The organism is Microcoleus sp. N3A4 (genome assembly GCF_036701805.1).
Taxonomy (GTDB): Bacteria; Cyanobacteriota; Cyanobacteriia; order Cyanobacteriales; family Microcoleaceae; genus Microcoleus.
Genome location: NZ_JAUBRJ010000001.1, coordinates 212,597 through 233,305, shown reverse-complemented (window position 1 = coordinate 233,305; position 20,709 = coordinate 212,597). Strand labels below are relative to the sequence as shown.

19 protein-coding genes and 1 pseudogene are annotated in these 20,709 nt (G+C 46.7%); 9 read left to right on the top strand and 11 right to left on the bottom strand.

Translation table 11 applies throughout. From position 1 onward, the window contains the following. The first annotated feature begins 24 nt into the window (after positions 1 to 24). Entirely contained in the window at positions 25 to 690 is a 666-nt protein-coding gene (locus QUA56_RS01105; protein ID WP_333352074.1) for a response regulator, read from the top strand. 226 nt (positions 691 to 916) lie between these two features. On the opposite strand, the gene QUA56_RS01100 is transcribed toward QUA56_RS01105, so the two are convergent. Together QUA56_RS01100 and QUA56_RS01095 are read right to left on the bottom strand one after the other, a co-directional pair. After that, on the bottom strand, positions 917 to 1,642 hold the full coding sequence (locus QUA56_RS01100) for a pentapeptide repeat-containing protein (RefSeq protein ID WP_333352072.1): 726 nt from the start codon (positions 1,640 to 1,642) through the stop codon (positions 917 to 919). A 182-nt stretch (positions 1,643 to 1,824) separates the two neighbouring features. Next, positions 1,825 to 3,024, bottom strand: a complete 1,200-nt coding sequence (locus QUA56_RS01095; RefSeq protein WP_333352070.1) for a phosphoglycerate kinase — start codon at positions 3,022 to 3,024, stop codon at positions 1,825 to 1,827. A gap of 184 nt (positions 3,025 to 3,208) precedes the next feature. Here QUA56_RS01095 and QUA56_RS01090 point away from each other — a divergent pair, with 184 nt between their 5' ends. The 3 genes from QUA56_RS01090 to QUA56_RS01080 all read left to right on the top strand — a co-directional run bounded on the left by QUA56_RS01090 (position 3,209) and on the right by QUA56_RS01080 (position 6,324). After that, positions 3,209 to 3,622, top strand: a complete 414-nt coding sequence (locus tag QUA56_RS01090; protein WP_333352068.1) for a universal stress protein — start codon at positions 3,209 to 3,211, stop codon at positions 3,620 to 3,622. Between the two features lie 158 nt (positions 3,623 to 3,780). Next, positions 3,781 to 4,638, top strand: coding sequence for a ribosome biogenesis GTPase YlqF (ylqF, locus tag QUA56_RS01085; protein ID WP_333352067.1), 858 nt, complete (start codon positions 3,781 to 3,783; stop codon positions 4,636 to 4,638). Between the two features lie 72 nt (positions 4,639 to 4,710). Beyond that, positions 4,711 to 6,324: an adenylate/guanylate cyclase domain-containing protein gene (locus QUA56_RS01080; RefSeq protein WP_333352065.1), complete on the top strand. Its 1,614-nt coding sequence runs from the start codon at positions 4,711 to 4,713 to the stop codon at positions 6,322 to 6,324. 67 nt (positions 6,325 to 6,391) lie between these two features. Here QUA56_RS01080 and QUA56_RS01075 read toward each other — a convergent pair whose 3' ends face one another. Beyond that, entirely contained in the window at positions 6,392 to 6,523 is a 132-nt protein-coding gene (locus QUA56_RS01075) for a hypothetical protein (protein ID WP_333352063.1), read from the bottom strand. Positions 6,524 to 6,769: 246 nt separating this feature from the next. Continuing rightward, positions 6,770 to 7,585 (bottom strand): MOSC N-terminal beta barrel domain-containing protein, encoded by an 816-nt coding sequence (locus tag QUA56_RS01070; RefSeq protein WP_333352061.1) that lies wholly within the window; start codon positions 7,583 to 7,585, stop codon positions 6,770 to 6,772. 620 nt (positions 7,586 to 8,205) lie between these two features. Between QUA56_RS01070 and QUA56_RS01065 the strand changes: the two genes are divergently transcribed. Next, complete coding sequence (locus QUA56_RS01065; RefSeq protein WP_333352059.1) at positions 8,206 to 8,916, top strand: carbonic anhydrase; 711 nt, start codon at positions 8,206 to 8,208, stop codon at positions 8,914 to 8,916. A 133-nt stretch (positions 8,917 to 9,049) separates the two neighbouring features. On the opposite strand, the gene QUA56_RS01060 is transcribed toward QUA56_RS01065, so the two are convergent. Then, entirely contained in the window at positions 9,050 to 10,237 is a 1,188-nt protein-coding gene (locus tag QUA56_RS01060) for a tetratricopeptide repeat protein (protein ID WP_333352057.1), read from the bottom strand. Between the two features lie 428 nt (positions 10,238 to 10,665). Between QUA56_RS01060 and QUA56_RS01055 the strand changes: the two genes are divergently transcribed. After that, the gene (locus tag QUA56_RS01055; protein WP_172187816.1) at positions 10,666 to 10,935 is read left to right on the top strand and encodes a GlsB/YeaQ/YmgE family stress response membrane protein; all 270 of its coding nucleotides are present in this window, start codon (positions 10,666 to 10,668) and stop codon (positions 10,933 to 10,935) included. Positions 10,936 to 11,314: 379 nt separating this feature from the next. Here the strand turns inward: QUA56_RS01055 and sppA are convergent, their stop codons facing one another. The 3 genes from sppA to QUA56_RS01040 all read right to left on the bottom strand — a co-directional run bounded on the left by sppA (position 11,315) and on the right by QUA56_RS01040 (position 15,174). Continuing rightward, positions 11,315 to 13,135 (bottom strand): signal peptide peptidase SppA, encoded by a 1,821-nt coding sequence (gene sppA / locus QUA56_RS01050; protein WP_333352054.1) that lies wholly within the window; start codon positions 13,133 to 13,135, stop codon positions 11,315 to 11,317. 159 nt (positions 13,136 to 13,294) lie between these two features. Further along, the gene (gene fni / locus QUA56_RS01045) at positions 13,295 to 14,344 is read right to left on the bottom strand and encodes a type 2 isopentenyl-diphosphate Delta-isomerase (protein ID WP_333352053.1); all 1,050 of its coding nucleotides are present in this window, start codon (positions 14,342 to 14,344) and stop codon (positions 13,295 to 13,297) included. Between the two features lie 146 nt (positions 14,345 to 14,490). Beyond that, positions 14,491 to 15,174: an SDR family oxidoreductase gene (locus tag QUA56_RS01040; protein ID WP_333352051.1), complete on the bottom strand. Its 684-nt coding sequence runs from the start codon at positions 15,172 to 15,174 to the stop codon at positions 14,491 to 14,493. 88 nt (positions 15,175 to 15,262) lie between these two features. Between QUA56_RS01040 and QUA56_RS01035 the strand changes: the two genes are divergently transcribed. Beyond that, positions 15,263 to 16,372, top strand: a complete 1,110-nt coding sequence (locus QUA56_RS01035; RefSeq protein WP_333352173.1) for an S-(hydroxymethyl)glutathione dehydrogenase/class III alcohol dehydrogenase — start codon at positions 15,263 to 15,265, stop codon at positions 16,370 to 16,372. 126 nt (positions 16,373 to 16,498) lie between these two features. After that, a complete protein-coding gene (gene fghA / locus QUA56_RS01030; RefSeq protein WP_333352049.1) occupies positions 16,499 to 17,350 on the top strand; it encodes an S-formylglutathione hydrolase in 852 nt (283 codons plus the stop codon). A 198-nt stretch (positions 17,351 to 17,548) separates the two neighbouring features. Here the strand turns inward: fghA and QUA56_RS01025 are convergent, their stop codons facing one another. Next, the gene (locus tag QUA56_RS01025; RefSeq protein WP_333352047.1) at positions 17,549 to 18,463 is read right to left on the bottom strand and encodes a branched-chain amino acid transaminase; all 915 of its coding nucleotides are present in this window, start codon (positions 18,461 to 18,463) and stop codon (positions 17,549 to 17,551) included. Between the two features lie 286 nt (positions 18,464 to 18,749). Between QUA56_RS01025 and QUA56_RS01020 the strand changes: the two genes are divergently transcribed. Next, complete coding sequence (locus QUA56_RS01020; RefSeq protein ID WP_333352045.1) at positions 18,750 to 19,118, top strand: Lin0512 family protein; 369 nt, start codon at positions 18,750 to 18,752, stop codon at positions 19,116 to 19,118. A gap of 292 nt (positions 19,119 to 19,410) precedes the next feature. Here QUA56_RS01020 and QUA56_RS01015 read toward each other — a convergent pair whose 3' ends face one another. Together QUA56_RS01015 and QUA56_RS01010 are read right to left on the bottom strand one after the other, a co-directional pair. Beyond that, positions 19,411 to 20,166 carry a DUF4142 domain-containing protein gene (locus QUA56_RS01015; protein ID WP_333352044.1) on the bottom strand — a complete coding sequence of 252 codons (756 nt, stop codon included), beginning with the start codon at positions 20,164 to 20,166 and terminating at the stop codon, positions 19,411 to 19,413. Positions 20,167 to 20,234: 68 nt separating this feature from the next. Beyond that, positions 20,235 to 20,709: pseudogene (locus QUA56_RS01010) on the bottom strand (hypothetical protein); the annotation flags it as partial.

Genomic DNA, 20,709 nt, shown 5'->3' with positions numbered 1-20,709 from the left:
AACTGGAATTGGTGCAAATCTGTCATGGAAAGAATATTAGTGGTTGACGACGAAGCAGACTGTCAAACAGTCTTGGCAATGTACCTGGAAAGCCAAGGATATCGGGTTGAATGCGCTAATTCAGGGGTTGAGGCGCTATCGATTTTTGAAAATGCGCCGCTAGATTTGGTAATTTCAGATGTCATGATGCCGGAAATGGACGGGTTTGAGTTTTGTCGCCGTTTGCGAACTACCCGTTTGGGACAGTTAGTCCCGTTTATATTTTTGTCTGGTCAAGGTGAAATTGAGTCAAAAGTGGAAGGTCATTCGATCGGAGCTGACGATTATCTGGTAAAACCTTTTCAGTCTGAAGAAATCTTAGCTAAGGTAAAGTCGCAGTTAGAGCGCTCTCACCGCATTCACGCCGAGATTGTCCGACTGCTTCAAACTTCTACCGCTAGGGCGGTGGAACCAAAAGTTCTGGTAGTATTGCCCGCACCTGCACCTTTGCCTTTAACACCAGCCGAGGAAAGAGTTTTTTGGGAGGTGATCCAGGGTTATACTAACAAACAAATTAGCGATCGGCTGTTTATTAGTCCCCGGACTGTGCAAGCTCATTTAGGCAGCATTTTCAGCAAATTACAGCTAGAAAATCGGGCACAGCTTGTGAGATTTGCCCTAGAAAGGGGATACAAACCACCTCAAACTTAGCTCGGATCTCAACCTAGGGTGCGCCAACCAGTCAGTCGATTTTAGATTTTAGATTTGAGATTTGAGATTTGAGATTTACTCCACAAATGAATCTGGGAGCTTGAACTAGGGCCTAAAATTTTGATCTTTCCACGACTTAAGTCCGGGGCTTGTATCCGTTTTTGGGCGGGGTCAAAAACTCCTCTCTTCTGCCAAATAATGGAGGCTGACGCACTCAGCAGACAGATTATTCCAAATTCAAAACACAATAAGGAAAATTAGTTACCACACAAACCCCCGGCCCCAAATTCGTACCCCGCAAGTTGGCACGTTCCAAATCAGCCTGCCGCACGTTATTAGCAGCATCGATATTTGTCCCCGTCAATTGAGCTCTCGGAAGCCTAGTATTTGACAAAATAGCATTCTGTAAATTAGTATCGCGCACATCCGCGAAAGACATATCCGCTCCGCTTAAATTCGCGCGATTCAAATTAACTCTAAACAGCAGCGAACGCCTCAAATCCGCATTCGACAAATTAGCTTGCAGCAGATAAGCTTCGCCCAAATTCGCATTAAAAAGTTTAGCACCGCGCAAATCAGCATTCGTCAGATTAGCTCGCCCCAAAAAAGCATTAGACAAATCCGCATTTCGCAAATTAGCACCCTCCAAGTCAGCCCCGTACATCTCGGCATTAACTAAATTAGTATTTGCCAAATTAGCATCAGTTAAATCCGCTTCTAGCAAATTAGCTTCATAGAGATTTGCTCCGCTTAAATCAGCTCCTCTTAAATTAGCTCTGTACAAACTCGCCTTAAACAAATCAGCATTTCTCAAATCGCAGCCTTCGCACTCTTTACTTTCCAGCAATTGCCGGACATGATCGGGATTTTGAGCTTTGACGGGAGCTGCTAGCAAAAACGGGGCTAAAACTGCTACAGTTGCCGTTACACTTGCCAATATTTTAAGTTTCACAAACAAACCTCACTGCCACTTCAGATATATCGTACTCGTAAACAGTAGAATTGCAACCCATTTTTTTCGCTGTTTTCTCTTGCTCTGCGGTCTCTGCGGTTCATTAAAAAAAATCTCGTTCGGAACCAACGATTTAGACTTGAATTTAGCAAGGCGGGCATGGCCCGCCCTACTCAATTCAATCAAGCCTCATCTAAAGCCGCAACACCAGGCAATTCCTTACCTTCAAGCAGTTCCAAACTAGCACCGCCACCAGTAGAAATGTGGCTCATTTGTTCGCCCAAATTTAACTGTTCCACAGCCGCCACCGAGTCACCGCCACCGATAATTGTGGTAGTACCCGTTTTAGTAATTCCCGCCAAAGAATGGGCAATGCCTTCGGTTCCCACAGCAAACTTCTCCATCTCAAACACGCCCATCGGCCCGTTCCAGATAACCGTTTTGCAATCGGCCAAAGCATCTTGGAAAGTTTTCACAGAATCCGGGCCAATATCCAAACCCATCCAACCGTCGGGGATGCTTTCAACAGGGACAGTTTGAGTTTTGGCGTCAGCAGCAAACTTGTCAGCAACTACCACATCAGTAGGCAACAGAAAAGTAACTCCCCGTTCCTTCGCTTTAGCTTCCAAAGACTTCGCCAGTTCCAGCTTGTCATCTTCCACCAAAGACTTGCCAACGCTCAAACCGCGAGCTTTGTAGAAGGTGAAAACCATGCCGCCTCCCAGCAGCAATTTGTCGCACTTTTCGAGCAGTTTTTCAATGACTCCAATCTTGCTGGAAACCTTAGAACCGCCGATTATAGCAGCTAAAGGACGCTGAGGATTGTCGATCGCACTGCCGAGATATTGCAGTTCCTTCTCCATCAAAAACCCAGCCACAGAAGGACTCAGATACTTAGTAACGCCCTCAGTAGAAGCGTGAGCCCGGTGAGCCGTACCAAAAGCATCATTGACATACAAATCGGCCACAGAAGCTAACTTCTTAGCAAATTCCGGGTCGTTTGCCTCCTCCTCTGGGTAGAAGCGCACATTTTCCAGCAAAACCACATCGCCATCTTGCATCGCCGCGACTGTCGCAGCAACTTCATCGCCGATGCAGTCGTCAGTCTTTTTGACCTCTTTCCCCAACAATTCCGACAGCCGCTTAGCAACCGGCGTCAAGCGCAACTTCTCAGTCACACCCTTGGGACGGCCGAAGTGGCTGCACAAAATGACCTTAGCACCCTTGGACGCTAAATCTTGAATTGTCGGCAGAGCAGCCCGGATGCGAGTATCATCGGTGATGTTGCCGTTGTCGAGCGGCACGTTAAAGTCCGCCCGCACCAGTACCCGTTTGCCCGATAAGTCCGATGCCGATAAATTTGCTACAGTTTTTTTGGTCACAGGATTAACCTCCTAATATGTGTGTTCTTGTCGAATTCCGTTGAAATGGCGGCACTGGTCACTTGCACTTGGGGCCTCGGACGCATTCAACCGCGTCCGTACAAAAAACGGAAGATGAAACAAACGGCACTGATTGGCTCAACGTAAACATTTTATCGGAGTCCGCGTCCGGGAGATGCGCACTATGTTCAAGACTGTCTTATTTCCTGTCGATCAAAGCCGAGAAGCCCGCGAAGCCGCGGAAAAGGTTGTCAATATTGTGAAAACCTACGACTCTCGTTTAGTTATTCTGTCGGTAGTCGAACCCCCAGCCGAGGAGTCCGACTCCCCGCCGCGAGAGGTGATGAGTTCCCCGGAAGCAGTCGCCAAACTGTTGTCTGAGGCTCAATCGATGTTTTCCCAGAAGGGAATCGAAGCTGAAATCATTGAGCGAGAAGGCAAACCGGCTTTCACGATTTGTGATGTGGCTGACGAAATTGGGGCCGATTTGATTGTAATGGGCTGTCGGGGGATGGGTTTAACCGATGATGGGGCGTCTGACAGCGTTACCAATCGGGTGATCAATCTGTCTCCTTGTGCAGTTTTGATTGTGCCTTAGTTATTAGTCATTAGTCAGTGGTTATTGGTTATTGGTTATTGGTTATTGGTTATTGGTTGAATGACAACTGCCAACTGCCAACTGCCAACTGCCAACTGCCAACTGCCAACTGCCAACTGACTAATAACTAATAACTAATAACTAATAACTAATAACTAATGAAAATTCACTGGTATCCCGGTCACATTGCCAAAGCTGAACGGGCATTAAAAGAACAGCTAAAGCGGGTAGATGTGGTGCTCGAAGTCCGAGATGCCCGCATTCCACTGGCTACTTACCACCCCCAAATGCCGAGTTGGGTGGGCGGCAAGGCGCGAGTATTGGTCATCAACCGCATGGACATGATTACAGCTCGATCGCGCGAGGCGTGGGAAACATGGTTTGATGCCCAGGGGGAAACTGCGTATTTTACTAATGCCGAGCACGGTCAAGGAGTAGACGCTGTGGCGGATGCCGTGCAGAATGCTGGGGTGCAGCTAAATCAAAGAAGGTTCGATCGAGGTATGCTGCCCCGTCCAGTCCGGGCTGTGGTGATGGGATTTCCAAATGTCGGAAAATCTGCTTTAATTAATCGGCTGTTAGGGCGGAGAGTGGTAGACAGTGCCCGCAGAGCTGGAGTAACTCGATCGCTCCGATGGATTCGCATTTCTGACGAAATTGAATTATTAGACGCCCCGGGAGTCATCCCAACCCGAATTAACAATCAAGAAAATGCCCTAAAATTAGCTATTTGCGAAGATATTGGCGAAGCAGCTTACGACAATCAGGTAGTAGCAGCAGCGATGGTAGATTTGCTCCTAGGGCTTGAGGCGGCTGATGACACTTTGATATCAGTATCTGGTTTCAAATCCAGGTATAAATTAGATGTAGGGTCTAGTAATGGTGAAGATTATTTGCACGAGGTAGCAAAAGACAGGTATAAAGGAGATGTCGAACGAACGGCGCGGCAGATGTTAAACGATTTTAGAACGGGTGTGTTGGGTCAGCTTGCTTTGGAGTTGCCGCCGGCTGGATAAGACTCATGGGAGATTTGATCTGAGGAAATCAAGTCTTATCAAAGCCTTAGAAATTCAACAGCGGTGCTGTTTATGAATGAACTGAATCTGGAACTTCAAATTAATGGAATCATCGAAAAAACCGTGCCTGTCGAAGGCGAGCAATTTATTATCGGTAGGTTGCTAGAATGTGATTTACAACTGCCTTTTTCTGACATTTCTCGTCACCACACCCGCTTGTTTAAAATAGCTTCAGGCGAGTGGCTAGTTGAGGATATGGGCAGTACCAACGGGACGCTACTGAACAACAGTCCCATCAACCACCCTCACTTAGTCAATCAGGGCGATATTATTTATTTGGGACACCGGATCAATCTGATTGTGGTTTTGCCCGATCGCTCCGACCCCCAACTTCCCGAAATCGGCACCATGCCCGAAGGAGTTACCATCCTCGGCAAAGCGAAAGAACTGCAAAAACAGTGGATAGAACCAGACACAAAAATTGAAAAAAACTACGAACAAGCTATCTCGCGTTTAAAATATTTATTCGATATCGCTAAGTATTTAAACACCGCTGAATCCATCGAAGCAATTTTCCAACAAGTCCAGCAAATCGTGTTCCGCGACATCAAAAACATCGAACGTTTAGCGCTATTAATAGACTTCCAAAATAACGGCGAACTGGAAGTAGTTAAAACCGCCGCCAGACCCACAGCTAAAAATAAATATATTCCCGCTGACGGCAGTTGGATCGGCCGCACTATTTGCCGCAAAGTATTAGACGAACAAGTTGCTCTCAAAACTGCCGACGCTCAGATTGACGAACAGTTTGACGACAATATGAGTATGATCGATAAAGGAATTCGCACGGCGATAGCTGTTCCTCTCTGGGATGAAAATACAGTTTTTGGAGTGCTTTACGGCGACGCTCAATTAACTTCTAGAGAGTGGTATCAGGGAGGAGATGAAGACTTGAGCTTTTTTTCAGCATTAGGAAATATCGTCGCTTCCAGCGTGCAGCGGTGGCTGCTGACACAGAAACTCCGCACCGAAGAAACTATGCGGCAAAGATTGGAACGCTATCACTCTCCGGCTGTGGTGCAGCATTTAATGAATACGGGAACTTTAATTAATCACCGCCTGCCACCTGTGGAACGCGAAATCAGTATTTTGTTTGCAGATATTGTTGGCTTTACTGCGATGTCGGAACGGTTGAGTCCCCCTGAAATTGCGGGATTGCTCAACAGTTTTTTTGAGGAAATGCTGCAAGAAGTTTTTGGGGAAGGAGGAACCTTAGATAAGTTTATTGGAGATTGTATTATGGCATTTTTTGGCGCGCCGGAACCTCAACCGGATCATGCCGATCGCGCTGTGGTGGCAGCTTTGGGAATGCTCAACCGTCTTGACGAACTCAATGCCAATAAAAGTTTGGGCGAACCGCTGCAATTGCGGATTTCTATTAACAGCGGCAAGGCGATAATTGGTGATGTCGGCAGTTCTAAAAGAGTTGATTATACTGTGTTGGGTTCGACAATTAATCTGGCCGCTCGGATGGAGGGAATTTGTCTGCCTGGGGAATGCGTTGTGAGCGAAGCTACTTACAAGTTGCTGCGATTGCCCCAAAGTTTTGAGCCGATGGGAAATTTCCGCTTTAAAGGAATTGACAGACCGATCGCAGTCTATCATACCAACCGAAATCAAAGGTAATTGGTCATTAGTCATTGGTAATTGGTCATTGGTAATTGGTCATTGGTGATTAGTCATTAGTCATTGGTCATTGGTCATTAGTCATTGCGACGTTTAAGTCAGAAGTATTTAGGAATTCGTAGCCGTAGGGTGCGTCGCCACCAAAAATCCCTAAATAAAGATCGACTTTTCGAGCAGCGACGCACCTTATACAATTCATGAAAACTCTTGCTACACAATTTTTGGGATTGTTTCCCCTGGCCCGAAGTGTAAGGTGCGTCGCAGTCAGATTGTCGATTGAATTTAGGGATTTTTTATGGCGACATACCCTACAAATATTGTTGCGTATTTTTTCATGATTGATATTAGTAATTAGTCATGGAATCGGTAATTGGTAATTGTGACGTTTAAGTCAGAAGGATTTAGTTATAAGTGAGGAATGCAAGTCCTAATGAAATATTTTGAATTAATCAGAAATGGTATTAAATACGGAGTTGCTGAATCTGAGAATTTGAACTTCGTCTCCTATGTGTACTATTTTTTCTGCTGATTGAGGTGGCACTCGCGTGTTAACTATCAGCCGACTCAAGTGATTTAAATGCCATTTTTTTACCAAGTCAGGTCTGATTTCCTTCTGCTTGGCTGTTAGTACATTTTGAAAATTTGGATAAGCTTCTTTGGCTGCATAATTTCGCGTAGATAGCATACAGGGCTGACCGGGATTAATACCTTCAAATATTACTGTCCCTATTTTAAACCTGACAATTTCATCGGCTTGTGGAAAAAGTTGGTGTTCCCAAAAAGCCGGGACATCTCCTATTTCAATATTAGCTCGCAAGCGATGGCGCATCTCGTTAACGCAAACTCTCGGAAACCAAGATGCAACTTCGGCAATTGTTTCGGTACTGATAATGCTTGGCCCTGGTGCAGCGGCATTGTCGGGAAAGCCTGTCAGCAAGTTTTCAATTAACTTGACGGAGAAACCGAAGTAGTTGCTCAACCAAGATTCTATTCTCGGGCGTTCTCTATCTACATGAAAAAAAAATTCTTGTTCGGTGTCTTGAATTTTCAGGCAGGCAATTCTCTTTTTGGTGTCAAAGGATAAGCGCAGAAAAGGGACTCCGCTGTTGTGCTTAGTGTTAACAAATTCTCCTGCTGCATCGCAGATTGCAAAAGAGCGATCGCCTTCTAGAGCTCCGCTGGTCAGAATAGTTGCTTGACTGACAGCTAAGCCGTCAAGGGACTTGACTGGATAGACATGAATGCTGGCGACGTAAGACATTTCGATTTATTGAGAAATAATTGTCGTTTTAGATACATTCTAGCATCCTCTGCCGTCAGAAGGATGACCGCAGTTAGCTTTATCAAAGAAAAAGGGGCAACTTTTTTGAAGTTTACATTTTGCCGGAGCTGCTTGTAAAGAAAAATTAAAGAAGTCTGCTTGAGCTTGCGGTATATATTATGCTAAAAAATACAAACAATTGAACCGAGTTGCAAGCAGTCAGGAACCTCAGCTATCAGGCGTGAGGCTTGGAAGAGAAATCTCAAAAGCCGTCCTGACCAGCCTAAGTCTTAACTGACTACGTTTTTTGAGTCACGACACCGGAGAATGCGAAGCTAGTTTTCCGCTCTGTCATTTGCAGTTAAACAGTTTTAAGGTCCCTGAAACAGTGCTGCAAGTATAAAAAGCTCTTAAAACATTGGCGAAGCTAACATTACCCCGCAAGGGAGGCTCGAAAGAGCAAAATACTATGCGTACAGGATTGGAAGATTTGAAACGGTAACTGTCCCGTTGAAAGTACAACACAAAGGTACACCGAATTAACCAATTCCAAGGCGGTAGTAAATCAAAAAACAATGTAAAGCCGTCCTAGAAGGACGGGGTTTCTACCCATTTTTCTGATGACTAAAAGCGAAAGAACAGGCATAGTTTCGCGACGCAATTTAATGTTGAAGGCTGGTGCAGGGATGCTGGCGGCAAGCTTTGCACCAGCGCTTTTACAAGCCCAAGTCGCAAAGGCAGAGGCAATCTCTGACCTTACTCCCGACGGTGCTCTCAAGAAATTGATGGAAGGGAATCAACGCTACATCGATCAAAAACGGACATTTCCCGACCAAGCTCGATCGCGAATTGTAGAAGTAGCAGAGGGTCAACATCCGTTTGCAACCATCCTGGCTTGTTCTGATTCGCGGGTTGCTCCCGAAATTATTTTCGACCAAGGATTGGGGGATTTATTTGATATCCGAGTAGCTGGAAATTTTCTCGACGATGTGGTGCTCGGGAATATGGAATATGCCGCAGTAGAATTAGGCGTGCCGCTATTAGTAATTCTGGGTCACGAACGCTGCGGTGCTGTTAAAGCAGCTTTAGATGGCAAAGCTGTGCCGGGTCACATTAGCACTTTGGTGGCGGCGATTCAACCGGCAGTTTATGCCACAAAAGGTGACCTAGGCGATGCCTGGGATAACGCAGTCAGAGCTAATGTGAAAATCAATGTAAATAAGTTACAATCCTCGTCGCCTATTTTAGCTGAAGCAGTCAAAGCGGGCAAGCTTAAAGTTGTTGGGGGCCGCTACGATTTGGATAGCGGCAAAGTAGAGATAATTGCTTGATTTTGCTTGTTGCATCTCATATCTTGGAATATTTTTAATGAACAGGCTTTCCGGCCTGTTCTACAATCCGAGAATTTGATTGTGGGGAGTAGGGGTTGGGCATCCTGCCCGCCCATAAAAGCCATAATCTCAGTTACATCAAACCCATTTCTTGCAGTCCCCGGCGCAGGCGTTCTGCTTCAAATGGGCGACGCTGTTCGTGAAGGGCGATCGCTCTTTTGAATTCGGCTAAACTCTCTGGCATTTTGCCAATTTTCAGCAGCGCTACTGCCAAGTTTTGATGAGCTTCGGCGTGTTCTGGAGCGATTTTAATGGCTTGTCGGTAATAGGCGATCGCATCTGCTAAATTTCCGGCTGCCTTCAGCGTCAGTCCCAAATTGTAGTGACCTGCTGCAAAATTGGGGTCAATTTTTAAGGCTGCTTTGTAAGCTTTTTCAGCAGATTTCAAATCTCCTTCATCTTTGAACAAATTGCCCAAATTATTGTAAGCGCCTAACTTGAGTGCCGGGAAAACATCTGTATTAATTGCCGCTTGATAGTGTTCTTTTGCTTTGACAAACTGCTGCTGCTGGCGGTAAGCAATTCCCAAATGATAGTTGAGTTCGTAAACAATAGAATCATCAATTGCCGCAGCAGTCAAGCCTTTGGTTAATAAATTAATTCCCCGCGCAAGTTGCCCGGTTTCTACATACAGCGCACCTAATTTGCTACAAGCATAAGCATCGTTTGGATAATAAGCGATGTAGCGTTCCATTGCTGCTTGAGCTTTTTGGAATTTACTTTTTGCTGCGATCGCATCTTTTTGATAACCAGAGTGCCAAATCGCCACATCGGGGAGAGCAGCTATTTTCCATTTTGGTTCCCTCTGCAAAATCTCAGCCACGCTGTCGTCTACCATTGCGTGGTAAGGGCGAGAAAAGCGGATGTCGGGGCGATTGCGAAACAAGCGCGACACTAGGGAATAGGGAGATTGAGAGGCACCGATTTCTTGGCGGATGAGATTGATTAGCAGCAGCCGATCGCTCCCCATTGCCTGTTCGATCAGAGGTACAATCTCCGGTACCAAAACCTCATCGGCATCCAACACCAAAATCCAGTCGCCCTGGGCGTGCTTCAGACACTCGTTGCGCGCCGCTGCGAAATCGTCGCACCATTCAAAGTCATAAACCCTCGCGCCATATCCTCGGGCAATTTCACGGGTGCGATCGCCCGATCCCGTATCCACCACCACCATTTCGTCCACAACACCCTTAACGCTGTCCAAAGTCCGCGCCAGTGTTGCCTCTTCATTCTTCACGATCGTGCACAGAGTCAGATTCATCGGGCGCAAACTTTCCTCGTTTCACAGAAATATTGTAATTTTTTACCAGTAAAACACAAAAAGTCCCAGAAAAGATTCTCCTATCTCCCTTTGGCCTTGAGCACAAGTACCTTTCTTGCCTAGAAAAATCGGGTTAACTGAGATGTTGCACTATTCTCAATAAGCTTTTTACGAACAGGCTTTCCGACCTCTGAAGCGAAGAGTGAATTTTCTCGCTTCACAGGCCGTCGGCCCTGTTGTTGAGAATGGTGCAAGATGTGAGGTTAACTCTTTTGAGATATTAAAAAACCTCAAACTCGGACGATTCATCAGAAATCCTACCACTTTCGATTCTTCCCTACGGTAGAGGTAAGGGCGGGATAGGAGTTGTTATTCTAAATACATTAAGACAAGGCACCACAAAAGTTAAAGATATCAGGAGAAAGGAAATGGGAATTATTGCTTGGATTGTTTTAGGACTGATTGCCGGTGCGATCGCCAAAGCCATTTATCCGGGAACTCAAGGCGGCGGTTTTCTTGCCACAACAGGCTTAGGAATTGTGGGCGCGCTAGTGGGAGGTTATCTAGGTCAAGTCTTGCTCGGGACGAGCGGGGGAGCTTCCTTCGGAGTAATATCTCTACCCAGCATAGCTTTTGCAGTCGTAGGTGCGATCGTGGTACTTTTCATCTGGGGATTGTTAACTCAGCGTGCTGCATAACAAATATTGCCAATTCCCAGTCGATCGACTTTTAGGGTATTCATAAACCCGGTTTCTTCAAGAAACCGGGTTTTTCACTTGTTTGTAGGATGCGTCAATCGATTTTAGATTTTAGATTTTAGATTTTAGATTGACCCCACGGATCAATGCGGGGGCTTGAGGATTTTGGATTTTGGATTTTGGATTTTGGATTGATTCCACGGATAAATCACGTGGCGGGTACCATCAAGAAATTCTTGGTCAGCCTACTTTTACCAAATCCGGGTTAAAAACCCCTATTAGACTCAGCGCTTGCAACGGTTCAAGAGCAAAACGTTCGTCCGCACAGAGGGGGACTGAAGAATCAAGGGGTAAAAATCCCGGATTTGGTATCAATTAATTAATCAATCCGCAAATTGAAAGGCAAGCGAACGTAAATCCCCTGCGGGTCGTTCATCGACTTAATCGCAGCGAATTCATCCTGCATTTTCTTAACTTCAGCAGTCAGCGGGTCGAGTTTGGCGGCTGGTTTCAAAACGCGAACGCCTGAAAGTCTTTCCAAAATTCGCTCCTCCAAACTGCGGCGTTTTGGATATTCTTCCAACTGCCAATCGTCGCCGAGTTTAGCTTGCTTCGCCGCCTCTCTAACAGCATCTTCAAGGCCGCCAATTTCATCGACTAAACCCAACTGTTTCGCGGCCGTACCGGACCACACTCTGCCTTGAGCAATTTCTTGTACTTTGTTTTTCGGCAGTTTGCGGGAGTCGGCAACTTTAGTAATAAATCGATCGTAAATGCGATCGACTATCCTCTGAATATTCGCCAATTCTTGAGGATTTTTCGGGCGGGAAACCGTGTTAGTATCCGCAAAGCGGGCGGTTTTCACCACGTCCCAAGTCAGGCCGTTATTAGCAGCCAACTTTTCGGCGTTGAACAGCATTCCAAAAACGCCGATCGAACCGGTAATCGTATTCGGTTCGGCAAAGATTTTGCTGGAACCCATCGAAATCCAATAGCCGCCGGATGCTGCTAAATTGCCCATCGAAACGATAACTGGTTTCTTTTTGCCCGTGAGCACCACTTCGCGCCCGATGACTTCGGCCGCCGTCGCGCTGCCTCCGGGACTGTTAACGCGCAAAACCACTGCTTTTACGTCGTCATCTTCCCGGATTTTCCGCAATTCTTCAGCGATGCGATCGCCTCCGACTTGAGTCGGGCCCCCTTCGCCGTCTACAATCTCTCCCTCGGCGTAAAGTACAGCAATCTGGTTTTTCTTGTCAGCGCGAGTTGAATTTTTAACCTCAGCAATTCTCGCGTAGTTTTTCAAACTAATTTGCTTGAAAGATTTGTTTTCTCGATCTGTTCCTGTGAGTTTTTTAAGTTCGCTCGTAATTTCGTCAAAGTATACAACTTTATCAACTAATTTGCTTTTGAGAGCTTCGTCAGCCATCAAAGTTCCGCCATTATCTGCAATCGCTTGCAGTTGCGGAACGGTCACTTTGCGGCTCGGGCCGACAGTTTTCAGGTATTCTCCCCACATATCTCCGAGCAATTTTTGAGTTTGCTGGCGATTTTCGGGACTCATTTTTTTGAGCAAAAACGGTTCAACGGCTGACTTGTATTTGCCGACGCGAGTCACTTGCACTCCCACGCCGTATTTTTCCAAAGCACCGCTCAAAAACATTGCCTGACTGCTAAAACCGTTGAGTTCCAAAGCGCCGTAAGGATTGACAGCAATTGTATTAGCAACGGAACCGAGGTAATAATCTCGCTCGTTCCAGTCCATCTGGTAAGCAAAAATGGGTTTTTTGGCATCTCGGAAACGCTGCAATGCCGATCGAACTTCTTTGAGGTTGGCAAACCCGCTGCTGCTCGAATCCGAGCTACCTTCGAGATAAATGCCAACTATTTTCGGGTCTTTTTTAGCAGATTCGATCGCGTCTAAAACAGTCCGCAGAGTCACTGTATCGCCGGAATCTTCCGAAAGCACTTCTTCAATCGCCGCGCTAGTGCTGCGGCTCGGTTTGCTGTCGGTGATATTTAAAGAAAGGTCTAATACCAATACCGACTTATCTTTAACTTGCGGGCCTGAATCTTTAGACGACGATGCGGCGACAGCAATTAGCAGTACCAGTCCCCCCAATCCGATGCTGCCGAGCAGCAACAGTCCTAGGAAGGTTCCCAGCAAACTTGCACAGGTATATTTTAGGAAATCTCTCATTAGATAATTGGTTATTGGTTATTGGTTATTGGTTATTGGTAATTAGTAATTGGTAATTGGTAATTGTAATTGGTAATTGTAATTGGTAGCAACTCACAAATAACAAATAACAACTAACCACTGCCAACTGCCAACTGCCAACTGCCAACTGACTCACTTTTATCTTAACCTTTCCAAAACCCCAGAATGTTTTAACTCATCCAAATTACCGCAGCCCGTACAGAACATCACGGTGGCGATTTCTGCAATTAAAACCTCAGCTAGAAGGCCTGCGGCTGATTCCGATTCCGCTGCGGCTTGTAGAAACGGCCGCGCCAGTCCCGCGATATCCGCGCCGAGGGCGAGGGCTTTCGCTGCATCCAACCCATTCTGCAAGCCGCCAGAGGCAATCAGAGGAACGTCCGGCGCTACGGCGCGGGTGCTGACAATGCACTCGGCTGTCGGTATTCCCCAGTCGGCAAAGGTTGCGCCCAACCTCCGCTGCTTGCCATCTTTAGCTCGCTCTCCTTCTATTTTCGCCCAAGAAGTGCCTCCGGCTCCGGCAATGTCGATCGCACCTACCCCGGCGGCGAGCAATTTCTTTGCCATCTTTCCTGAAATACCGTTGCCGACTTCTTTAGCAATAACTGGTACTGGTAATCGATCGCACAATGTGGCAATTTTATCTAGCAGTCCTTTAAAGTTAGTATCGCCTTCGGTTTGAACGCACTCTTGCAGCGGATTGAGGTGCAAAATTAGGGCATCTGCTTCGAGAAGATCGATAATTTTTTGGCACTCTTCCAAACCGTAATTGTAGTTTAATTGAACTGCTCCGATATTGGCAAATAGCAGAATATCAGGAGCGCGGCGGCGGACGGCAAATGTAGGAGCTAGTTGAGGTTTTTCTACGATGATTCGCTGGGAACCGACTCCCATTGCCAGTTTGTATTCTTGCGCGACATCGGCGAGGCGATAATTGATTGTCTGGGCTAATTCTGTGCCGCCGGTCATCGAGGAAATTAGCAGGGGAACGGCTAGTTTTTTGCCGAGAAATGTGGATGTTAAGTCGATTTCAGTGCGATCGAGTTCTGGCAAACAGCAGTGTTCAAAACGGTAGCGTTCGAGGCCGCTGGTAGTTTCGCGAAATTGTACGTCTTCTTCGAGGCAGATCCGCAGGTGGTCTGCTTTGCGGGTTTCGGTTTGCGACGGGGAGGTTAGTGGCAAGTTCACAGTGGCTATTTGGGGAAAGAGTTTTGATTTGGGAATATACCAATTTTATTTCATTTTTGAGTTTTTTTATTTAACCGCAGAGGGCGCAGAGGGCGCAGAGGAGAAGAAAAGAGAGATGTTTGCAAATCCTGCTTTCTGTTGCTATGTTATCCAGGAACAGTCAGCGGCATTCCGTTATCGGAAGGTTTTAACTTCAGTAAAAAAGGAACTGCTTTTTCCACCCACGCTTTGACAGACGTGTAATTTGCCGCATCTTCTCCGAAACAAATGTCCAGCATATCCGTGTGAATTATCCCCGGATTCAAAGGAACCGCCGCCATACCTCGGGGCAATTCTTGTGCGAGCGATCGCGTCAGTCCTTCTATTGCCCACTTAGAAGCGCAATAGGGCGCGACTTCCGGCGAAGTTGACCTTCCCCAACCAGAACTAAAGTTGACAATTATGCCGCTTTTTCGAGCAATCATTGCCGGGACAAAGTGGCGAATCACATTAGCCGTACCTTTAATATTAACATCTACTAGCTGCGAAAATTCTTCGCTGCTGACCAACCAAAGCGGCGCGGGATTGTTGACTAAACCTGCATTGTTGATGAGCAAATCGGGAGGCTCCTTTTTTGCCAGCATTTCTGTTGCCCAAGCTTTTACTCGATCGTCGTTGGTGACATCCAAACAAGTAAAATGGTGTGGCGGACTATATTTTTGGTTGAGTTTTTCCACGGCTTCGGAAGAACGGGCGCATCCCACAACTGTATGTCCCAATTCAATAAACTTTTCGGTCATGGCAAGACCGAGACCGCGACTGACTCCGGTAATTACAATTAATTTTGTCATAGAGTTGCTGCAATTTTGACGTTTTTGACGTTAAGTAATACAATACATATTGACGTGTCAATTAACAAATCGATCGCAGGGAGAAAGCATGAAAGTAAAAGCAGCAGTTGCTCGCAGTGCCGGTCAACCTTTGAGCATTGAAACGGTGGATCTGGATGGGCCGCGGGCTGGAGAGGTGCTGGTGGAAATTAAAGCCACGGGTGTTTGTCACACTGATGCTTACACTCTTTCCGGTGCCGATCCTGAAGGTTTGTTTCCGGCTATCTTAGGCCACGAGGGAGCCGGGATTGTCGCAGAAGTTGGGGCGGGAGTAACGAGTGTCAAAGTGGGCGATCGGGTAATTCCTCTATACACTCCTGAATGCCGCAACTGCGAATATTGTTTGAGCGGCAAAACTAATCTCTGTCAAGCAATTCGCGTGACTCAAGGCCAGGGAGTGATGCCAGACGGCACGAGCAGGTTTTCTATAGACGGGCAGAAAATTTACCATTACATGGGAACTTCTACCTTTGCTAATTATACAGTATTGCCAGAAATTGCAGTAGCAAAAATTCGCGAAGATGCTCCTTTTGATAAAGTTTGTTTGATTGGCTGCGGCGTCACAACTGGCATCGGCGCTGTCATCAATACGGCGAAAGTAGAACCTGGTTCTAATGTGGTAGTTTTCGGTTTGGGCGGCGTGGGTTTGAATGTAATTCAAGCGGCTCGCATGGTGGGAGCTAACATGATTGTCGGCGTAGACTTAAATCCCGACAAGCGAGAGATGGCGGAAAAATTCGGCATGACTCACTTTGTCAATCCCCGCGAAGTCGAAGGCGATTTAGTGCCTTATTTAGTAGATTTAACCAAAGGCGGAGCAGATTACAGTTTTGAATGTATCGGCAACATTAATGTGATGCGCCAAGCTTTGGAATGCTGCCACAAAGGTTGGGGCGTGAGCGTAATTGTCGGGGTAGCGGGAGCCGGTCAAGAAATTAGTACCCGCCCGTTTCAGCTAGTAACTGGCAGAGTCTGGAAAGGCACGGCTTTTGGCGGCGCAAAAGGCAGAACAGATGTTCCTAAGATTGTTGATTGGTACATGGACGGTAAAATTGATATTGATAGTTTGGTATCTCGGGTAATGCCGATCGAGCAAATTAACGAAGCTTTTGATTTAATGCACAAAGGCGAAGTAATTCGTACAGTGTTGACATTTTGAAGTAAGTTGTCAGTTGGCAGTTGGCAGTTGTTAGTTCTTATTTGTTGTTTGTCAAGGGCTACCAATTACCAATTGCCAATTCCCCATTCCCCATTCCCCATTCCCCATTCCCCATTCCCCATTCCCATGTCTGAATCCCTAAAACTGCACAAAGAATATAAAAGTTTCGGTGGCAAACTCGGCTTTTACAGCCATCAATCCTCCGCTTGCAACAGCGAGATGAAATTCGCTGTTTACCAGCCACCGCAAGCTTTATCTCAACCCGTACCCGTCCTGTATTTCCTATCAGGTTTAACCTGCACAGAAGAGAACTTTATGGCAAAAGCGGGGGCGCAACAATTTGCGGCCAAATACGGGTTAATGCTGGTTGCGCCCGACACTAGCCCGCGCAATACTGGCATTCCTGGGGAAGATGACGATTGGGATTTAGGAAGTGGTGCGGGTTTTTATGTGGATGCGACAGCCGCACCTTGGAATTCTCACTATCGAATGTACAGTTATGTGGTTGATGAATTGCCGAATTTAATCGCCGAAAATTTTCCAGCGCTACCGGAAAAACAGGGAATTTTCGGTCATTCGATGGGCGGACACGGAGCTTTAATTTGCGCTTTAAAAAATGGCGATCGCTATCTTTCAGTTTCCGCTTTTGCGCCTATTTCCGCGCCAATGCGCTGCCCTTGGGGACAAAAAATATTCGGGCACTACCTCGGTGGCGATCGAGAGATTTGGAGGGCTTGGGATGCTAGTGAATTGGTTGTTGCAGCGCAATACAATCGTCCGATTTTGATTGACTGCGGCACTGCTGATTCGTTTCTTGCTGACGGGCAGTTGTTGCCGGAAGTGTTCGCGGAGGCTTGTGAAAAAGCGGGACAGCCGCTAATTTTAAGGATGCAGGAAGGTTACGATCACAGCTATTATTTTATTGCGAGTTTTATGGAGGATCATATTCGCCATCATGCGGCTGTTTTGTGCGGGTAGTTCCTAGCAGGAAGCAGGCAAGATGCCTGCTCCACAACAACTGGTTCTTAGGCTCTGCCTGGGAACCGATATTCAGAGGCTCTGCCTCGAATGGCTGCCTTGAAATGTGGAGGCAGAGCCTCCCGATCTGCTTTACCAGGCAGAGCCTGGTAACGAGTGAATCTGGTTAATTTACTTCCTTGATTCTTGAGTCTCGCGTTAATTAAGATTAATCGGAAATACCCATTCTTTATAATTGCTGTCGCGATTTTCGATAATCTCCGTCAGTTTGTCCAAAATCTTTTCGGTGATGGGTCGGTTTTTGGGCAAGTGATAGTTTTCCACTCGCTTAATTGGGGTAATTTTGGCTGCGGTTCCGCAGAGGAAAATCTCGTCTGCAATCAACAATTCTGATTTGTCAACTGGTCTTTCTATGACTTCAATTCCTAAGTCTCGGGCGATTGTGATTACGCTGTCTCGGGTAATTCCTTCGAGAATATCTTGCTCGAAACCGGGAGTAACTAATTTACCGTTTCTGGCGACAAATATGTTCATTCCTGAAGCTTCGCTGACTTTTCCTTGAGAATTCATCATAATTGCTTCGTCGAAGCCGGATTCTACTGCTTCTGTTTTGGCTAAAGCTGAGGTGATGTAAGCACCGCTAATTTTACCTCTTAAAGGCAAGCTGCGGTCTTCTTGGCGGTACCAAGAGCTAATTCTACAGTTGACTCCTTCTTTGGGCAAATAGTCTGAAAGTTCTAATCCGTAGACAAAAAAGTCGGTTTCTACGTTGTGCAGTCGGGGGGCAATTCCTAAACTGGATGTGTAGATAAAAGGGCGGATATAAAATGATTTTGTTGGCTGGTTTTTCTGGACAAAATCAATAATTATTTGTTGGATTTTGCTGGCTGGCAAATCGCAGTGGAGGAAGCTGGCACTTTGACTTAATCTTTGACAGTGGCGGTCTAATCTAAATAGCAATATTCGATCGGCATTTTGGGGGTCGGGAATTCCCCGCAACCCGCCTAAAACTCCGGTTCCGTAGTGCAGTGCGTGGGTGGCTATGGAAATTTTGGCGTCGGTAAATGGGAGAAATTGGTTTTGAAAGTAGGCAATTGGCAGAAAACTATCCATGATTCAAGCTGGCGATGAGTTTTGCAGTCCGCTAGGAAAGCTGAATTTGGTTATATTAGCATAAGTTATACCATTTTAGATTTTAGATTTTAAATTTTAGATTTACAAGGACTGATTTGATATAAGTTTAGAGGTTGTCTAAAGTTACCTTTTTTTTATTAAATGAGATGATTATTGTCTGATTCGATAGAGCGATAAAATAATATAAAATGCGGTCATTTGGGTTGATAATTGTTTTGGGAAAAAATCCGATCGACTAAAAATAAAAATCAACCAAAGGGCAAGTATGGCACGTAAATGTTTCATCATCGAAATGGGGATGGGTATAGACCAGCACGGACAGGAACCGACTGTAGCCTGTGCAAGGGCTGTACGGAATGCGATCGCCCACAATGCTCTCCTAGGCGTCTGGGAAGTGGCGGGTTTGACTGACCCGAATCAGATGATTGTTGAGGTTAAGGTGGCGGTTCCTTACCCGGAACAAGTGCGGGAACAGGAGGTGTTGGCGGTGCTACCTTTTGGCAGCAAAACTCTGATTGTCGAACAAGGGGGCATGATTGTAGCAGGCAGGGCGATCGCCTCTCTGAATGATAAAAATGATGAAATGTTAATCGCTGTGGCGGCTGTGACTGTTTTTGTGGACACTCAGGATTAACTAATTGTTTGTTGTTTGAATAAATCGCCAGATCGCACTTGCTTGTTTCCGCGATCGGGCGATCGAACGCCTGTCTGTTCAAAAATGATTAATTTAGGCTAAGTCTCCGATCGGCAAAGGTAGAGTGCGATGGGAGCATCTCAGTTTTGCATTTATAGTGCGAGCTTAAGAGCTCGCGATTTGTAGAATACGCGAGCTCTTAAGCTCGCACTATAATAAAAAAAATGCTTTTTGCAAAACTGAGATGCTCCCGAGTCCGATCGGCTAAAACCCGATCGAACTCTACCTCATATTACGGCTGCATGGTATCTGCCAACATTTGGTTAACCATTTGCAAGTGCGCCTGAAGGTTCGGCAAAGTCTTGGTGGCCCAAGCCTTCAACTCGGGATCTTGTCCCTCTTGAGATTGAGCCTTAAACAAAGCAATAGCTTGATTGTGGCTGTCGATCATAGCCTGTTTGTAAGCGGTGTCAAAACTTGTACCGGAGAGTCCCGAAAGTCGATCGGTCACAGCTTTGTTTTGGCTGCTCATTTCGGTTGGCAGCTTTACGCCTTTTTGCATTGCTAACTGCATCAGTTCTTGATTTGCCCGAGTGTGTTCCTCAACCATTTCTTGCCCGTACTGTTTCACACCAGCGCTAGAACCGCGCTGCAGGGCCAATCGGCCGAGCTGCACTTCCAGCATACCAGTTTGACCTGCTTGCAGGATAAAGTTTGTGTCTGTGCTGCTGAGAGAATTAGGCGAAGTTTCGCCTGTTGGAGTGCTGGGAGAACGACCGGGATTGTTATTGCTGGGAGTAGTTGGAGTGCTGGGAGAACGGCCCGGATTGTTATTGTTGTTCAGATCGGTAGAAGGAGGGCGAGGAGCAGTACGCTCGCCTGCAGCGTTATTAGCAAGATCGAAAGCCCGATCGCCCGACTGGTTGAAGCTGTGAGTCTGGCGGTTTAATTCTGCGAATCCCGGCACAGCTATCAAGGAACTAACGCCGGCAATTCCGGCAACTGTTACCAATTTATTGAACAAACTTTTGCGATTGAGTGAAGTCATGAATTTCTAAGCCTCTAAGTTTTCAAAATTACGTGAAGCGAAGCTATCCCGTAGGGAATCGCCCGAAACTAGCGATGGGAGGGTGTACCGCCTTTCCGAAACAAGTTGATCAAACCAAACGCGCCCAAGATACCCAGCCACCCCAAATTGTTGGGGCGATCGCGCCGAACACTCAAAACTTCAGAATTTGTCTCAGTCGGCGCCGATGTCGTACCGTCTGTCGTACCGGTTGTACCCGTGCCAGTCGTACCGGTTGTACCCGTGCCAGTCGTACCGGTTGTACCGCTGGTGCCGATGCCTGTCGTACCCGTTGTACCGCTGGTGCCGGTACCACTTGTATCGGTTGTACCGCTGGTGCCGGTGCCAGTGCCTGTCGTACCCGTTGTACCGCTGGTGCCGGTGCCAGTGCCTGTCGTACCGGTTGTACCGCTGGTGCCGGTACCAGTGCCTGTCGTACCGGTTGTACCGCTGGTGCCGGTGCCAGTGCCTGTCGTACCCGTTGTACCAGTGCCTGTCGTACCGGTTGTACCGCTTGTACCAGTG